2 protein-coding genes and 1 pseudogene are annotated in these 4,247 nt (G+C 69.1%); all 3 read left to right on the top strand.

The features are described 5' to 3' along the window. Positions 1-1,266, top strand: a pseudogene (locus I5G_RS23430) (ATP-binding cassette domain-containing protein); the annotation flags it as partial. Positions 1,267-1,269: 3 nt separating this feature from the next. Continuing rightward, positions 1,270-3,213, top strand: a complete 1,944-nt coding sequence (gene uvrC / locus I5G_RS17990) for an excinuclease ABC subunit UvrC (protein WP_022880300.1) — start codon at positions 1,270-1,272, stop codon at positions 3,211-3,213. Between the two features lie 27 nt (positions 3,214-3,240). Then, on the top strand, positions 3,241-4,119 hold the full coding sequence (rapZ, locus tag I5G_RS17985; protein WP_022880299.1) for an RNase adapter RapZ: 879 nt from the start codon (positions 3,241-3,243) through the stop codon (positions 4,117-4,119). Positions 4,120-4,247 lie beyond the last annotated feature (128 nt).

The following is a 4,247-nucleotide window of genomic DNA, read 5'->3' as shown; positions in this document are numbered from 1 at the left end:
ATCGTCGTCGAGCACGACGAAGAGACCATCCACGCGGCCGACTGGGTCGTCGACATCGGCCCCCGCGCCGGCGTCGACGGCGGCAACGTCGTGCACTCGGGACCGCTCGCCGAACTGCTCGACGACGATCGCTCACTGACGGGTGCGTACCTGTCGGGGCGCCGGTCGATCGAAGCGCCGAAGAAGCGCCGGAAGATCGACAAGAAGCGCCAGATCACCGTCGTCGGTGCCCGCGAGAACAACCTGCAGAACGTGACCGTGGACTTCCCCCTCGGTGTGCTGACCTCGGTGACCGGGGTGAGCGGTTCGGGCAAGTCGACGCTGGTCAACGGCATCCTGTACGAAGTCCTCGCCTCGAAGCTCAACGGTGCGCGCCGCGTGCCCGGCAAGCACACGCGCGTCACGGGTCTCGACAACCTCGACAAGGTCGTGCACGTCGACCAGGCGCCGATCGGCCGCACCCCGCGCTCGAACCCGGCGACCTACACCGGTGTGTTCGACCGCATCCGCACGCTGTTCAGCGAGACGCCCGAGGCGAAGGTGCGCGGCTACCAGGCCGGGCGCTTCAGCTTCAACGTCAAGGGCGGTCGCTGCGAGGCGTGCTCGGGCGACGGCACACTCAAGATCGAGATGAACTTCCTGCCCGACGTGTACGTCGACTGCGAGGTGTGCCACGGCAAGCGGTACAACCGCGACACGCTGTCCGTGCACTACAAGGGCAAGAACATCGCCGAGGTGCTCGAGATGCCGATCTCGGAGGCCGCGGAGTTCTTCGAGCCGATCCAGGCGATCCACCGCTACCTCAAGACCCTCGTCGACGTGGGCCTCGGGTACGTGCGACTGGGGCAGTCTGCGACGACGCTCTCGGGCGGCGAGGCGCAGCGCGTCAAGCTCGCGACCGAGCTCCAGCGTCGCAGCAACGGCCGCTCGATCTACGTGCTCGACGAGCCGACGACGGGTCTGCACTTCGAGGACGTCTCGCTGCTGCTCAAGGTGCTCAACGGCCTGGTCGACAAGGGCAACACCGTGATCGTCATCGAGCACAACCTCGACGTGATCAAGAGCTCGGACTGGGTCATCGACCTTGGCCCCGAGGGCGGTGCCGGCGGCGGCACGATCGTCGCCACCGGGACGCCCGAGCAGGTGGCGACGGTCCCCGAAAGCCACACCGGCGCGTTCCTGGCCGAACTCCTCGAGACGGGTCGCACCGGCACGCAGCGCAACACCGCCGAGCGCGAGCCGGAACTGGCCCGCGCGGGGGCCTGAGCCGTGGCATCCCGGGAACGGGTGTCGCAGCTGCCCTACCGTCCGAAAGCGGGGGAGATCCCCACCAACCCGGGGGTCTACCGCTTCCGCGACGCCGAGGGGCGCGTGCTCTACGTCGGCAAGGCGAAGAACCTGCGCGCGCGGCTGTCGAACTACTTCGCGCCGCTGTACTCGCTGCACGAGCGCACGCGGCGCATGGTCACCACCGCGGCGTCCGTGGAGTGGACCGTGGTGCCGAGCGACGTCGACTCGCTGCAGCTGGAGTACATGTGGATCAAGGAGTTCGATCCGCCGTTCAACGTCCGGTACCGCGACGACAAGTCCTACCCGTTCATGGCGATCACCCTCGCCGATGAGGCGCCGCGGGTGATCGTCACGCGCAACCCCAAGATCCGCGGAGCCAAGTACTTCGGGCCGTACCCGAAGGTCTGGGCGGTCCACGACACGATCGACCTGATGATCAAGGTCTTCCCGATCCGCACGTGCAGCGACTCGTCGTACAAGAAGGCGATGCAGTCGGGGCGTCCGTGCTTCCCGGGGCAGATCGGGCGCTGCGGCGGACCGTGCTCGATGAAGGTGACGATCGAGGAGCACCGCGCGATCGTCGACGACTTCGTGGCGTTCATGTCCGGTGGCGATCAGAGGTTCACCAAGGCGCTCACGGCTCGCATGATGGAGGCCTCGGCCGCCATGGACTACGAGGCCGCCGCTCGGTACCGCGACAAGCTGCAGGCCATCGATGCGGTGCTCGGCAAGAGCGCGCTCGTCCTGCCTGCCGACACGGATGCCGATCTCTTCGGTATCGCGGAGGACGAGCTCGCGGCGACCGTGCAGCACTTCGTCGTCCGCGGCGGCCGCGTCCGCGGTGTGCGCGCGACGACGATCGAGAAGGAGATCGACATCTCCGGCGCCGACCTCGTCGACCAGGTGCTGCAGCGCACGTACGGCGACGCCACGGCCGCCGACATCCCGCGGCAGGTGCTCGTGCCCGAGCTGCCGGACGACGCCGAGCAGCTCGAGGCGTGGCTCCGCGATCGGCGCGGCCGGCCGGTGTCGTTGCAGGTCGCGCAGCGCGGGCCCAAGGCCGACCTGCTCAAGACCGCGACGCTCAACGCGCAGCAGGCGCTCATGCTCCACAAGACGCGCCGTACGAGCGATTACGTCGCCCGCTCGCAGGCGCTGACCGACCTCCAGGAGGCCCTGGGGTTGGCGGAGGCGCCCCTGCGCATCGAGTGCTACGACGTCTCGCACCTCGCGGGCACGAACGTCGTGGCATCCATGGTCGTGTTCGAGGACGGTCTGCCGCGCAAGGATCAGTACCGCTCGTTCGGCGTCGCCGAGACCACCGACGACACCGACTCGCTGTACCAGGTGCTCACTCGCCGACTGGCCTACGTCGACCGCCCCGAGGACGACGAGCGCGAGACGCTCGGCGGAGCGATCGTCGCGGATGCCGAGAGCCCCGAGGCGACCGCCGACGGCGAGGTCGTGACGACGCGCAAACGCCCGAGGTTCGCCTACCGGCCCCAGCTGCTCGTGGTCGACGGCGGGCAGCCGCAGGTGGCGGCGGCTGCGCGCGCCCTCGCGGACGCGGGCCACGAGGAGATTGCCCTGTGCGGCATCGCCAAGCGGCTCGAGGAGGTGTGGCTGCCGGGGGAGGACTATCCCGTGATCCTTCCGCGCACGTCCGAGGCGCTGTACCTGCTGCAGCGCCTGCGCGACGAGGCGCACCGGTTCGCCATCACGCACCAACGCAAGCGACGCAAGCGAGACATCTCCAGCGTGCTCACCGAGGTGCCGGGGCTGGGCGACGCCCGCATCAAGGCGCTGCTGCGGCACTTCGGTTCGGTGACCGCATTGAAGAACGCCTCGCCCGAGGAGATCATGGAGCTGCCGGGGATCGGACCGACCCTCGCCGAGGCCATTCACGCACGTCTGTCTCGGTAGGCTGGGAACCCGACGAAAGGGCGCATCATGCAGGCGGGACCGGACACGCCCGGCGAGATCCTCATCGTCACGGGAATGTCGGGCGCGGGTCGGTCCACGGTCGCCAACGCCCTGGAGGACCTCGACTGGTACGTCGTCGACAACCTCCCGCCGCGGATGCTGCGTCCGCTGCTCGATCTGACCGAGCGCGCCGCGGGCGCGGTGCCGCGCGTGGCCGTCGTCGTCGACGTCCGCGGGCGTTCGCTCTTCGGTGACCTCCCGGAGGCGATGCGCGCGCTGCAGGCCGACGGCCAGGTGCGCGTGGTGTTCCTGGATGCCTCGGATGCGGTGCTCGTGCGCCGGTTCGAGGCCGTCCGGCGACCGCATCCGCTGCAGGGCGACGGCACGATCCTCGACGGCATCCGGCGCGAGCGGGAACGTCTGACACCCATCCGGGAGACGGCCGACGTCGTCATCGACACGTCGGCGTACAACGTGCACCAGCTGTCCCTCCGCACCGTCGAACTGTTCGGCGAGGAGGGCGCGGCACGGCACACCGTGACGCTCATGAGCTTCGGCTTCAAGTACGGTCTGCCCACCGACGTCGACCTTGTCGCCGACATGAGGTTCTTGCCGAACCCGTTCTGGAACGAGGAACTCCGCCCCCTCACCGGTGAGGATCCGGCGGTGCGCGAGTACGTCCTGGCCCAGGAGGGCGCGCGGGAGTTCCTCGATGCCTACTCCGCGGTCCTGCGCCCCGTGCTCGCGGGCTACGAGCGCGAGAACAAGCGGCATTCGGTCGTGGCGATCGGCTGCACCGGGGGCAAGCACCGGTCCGTCGTGATGGTCCGCGAGCTCGCGGCCCGCATCGGCGAGCTCCCCGGCGTCGCGGTCAGAGTGACTCACCGTGACCTCGGCCGCGAGTAGGCTGTACCCTCGTCCCCGCCGCCTCTGCAGCCTCACCCGTGCTGCTTTGAGCGTTGCCCCATCGTCCTGACCCGAGAAAACCGTGCCGCTGACCGCCGACGTGAAGGCGAGCTGATCACGGTACGCGA

It is taken from the genome of Microbacterium sp. B19 (genome assembly GCF_000333395.1).
Taxonomy (GTDB): domain Bacteria; phylum Actinomycetota; class Actinomycetes; order Actinomycetales; family Microbacteriaceae; genus Microbacterium.
Note: the sequence above shows the minus strand (reverse complement) of the source record. Positions and strands in the feature narration are given on the sequence as shown.

Excerpts from the sequence above, each read along its gene's own strand:
- rapZ (WP_022880299.1), top strand. The coding sequence starts at position 3,241 with ATGCAGGCGGGACCGGACACGCCCGGCGAGATCCTCATCGTCACGGGA.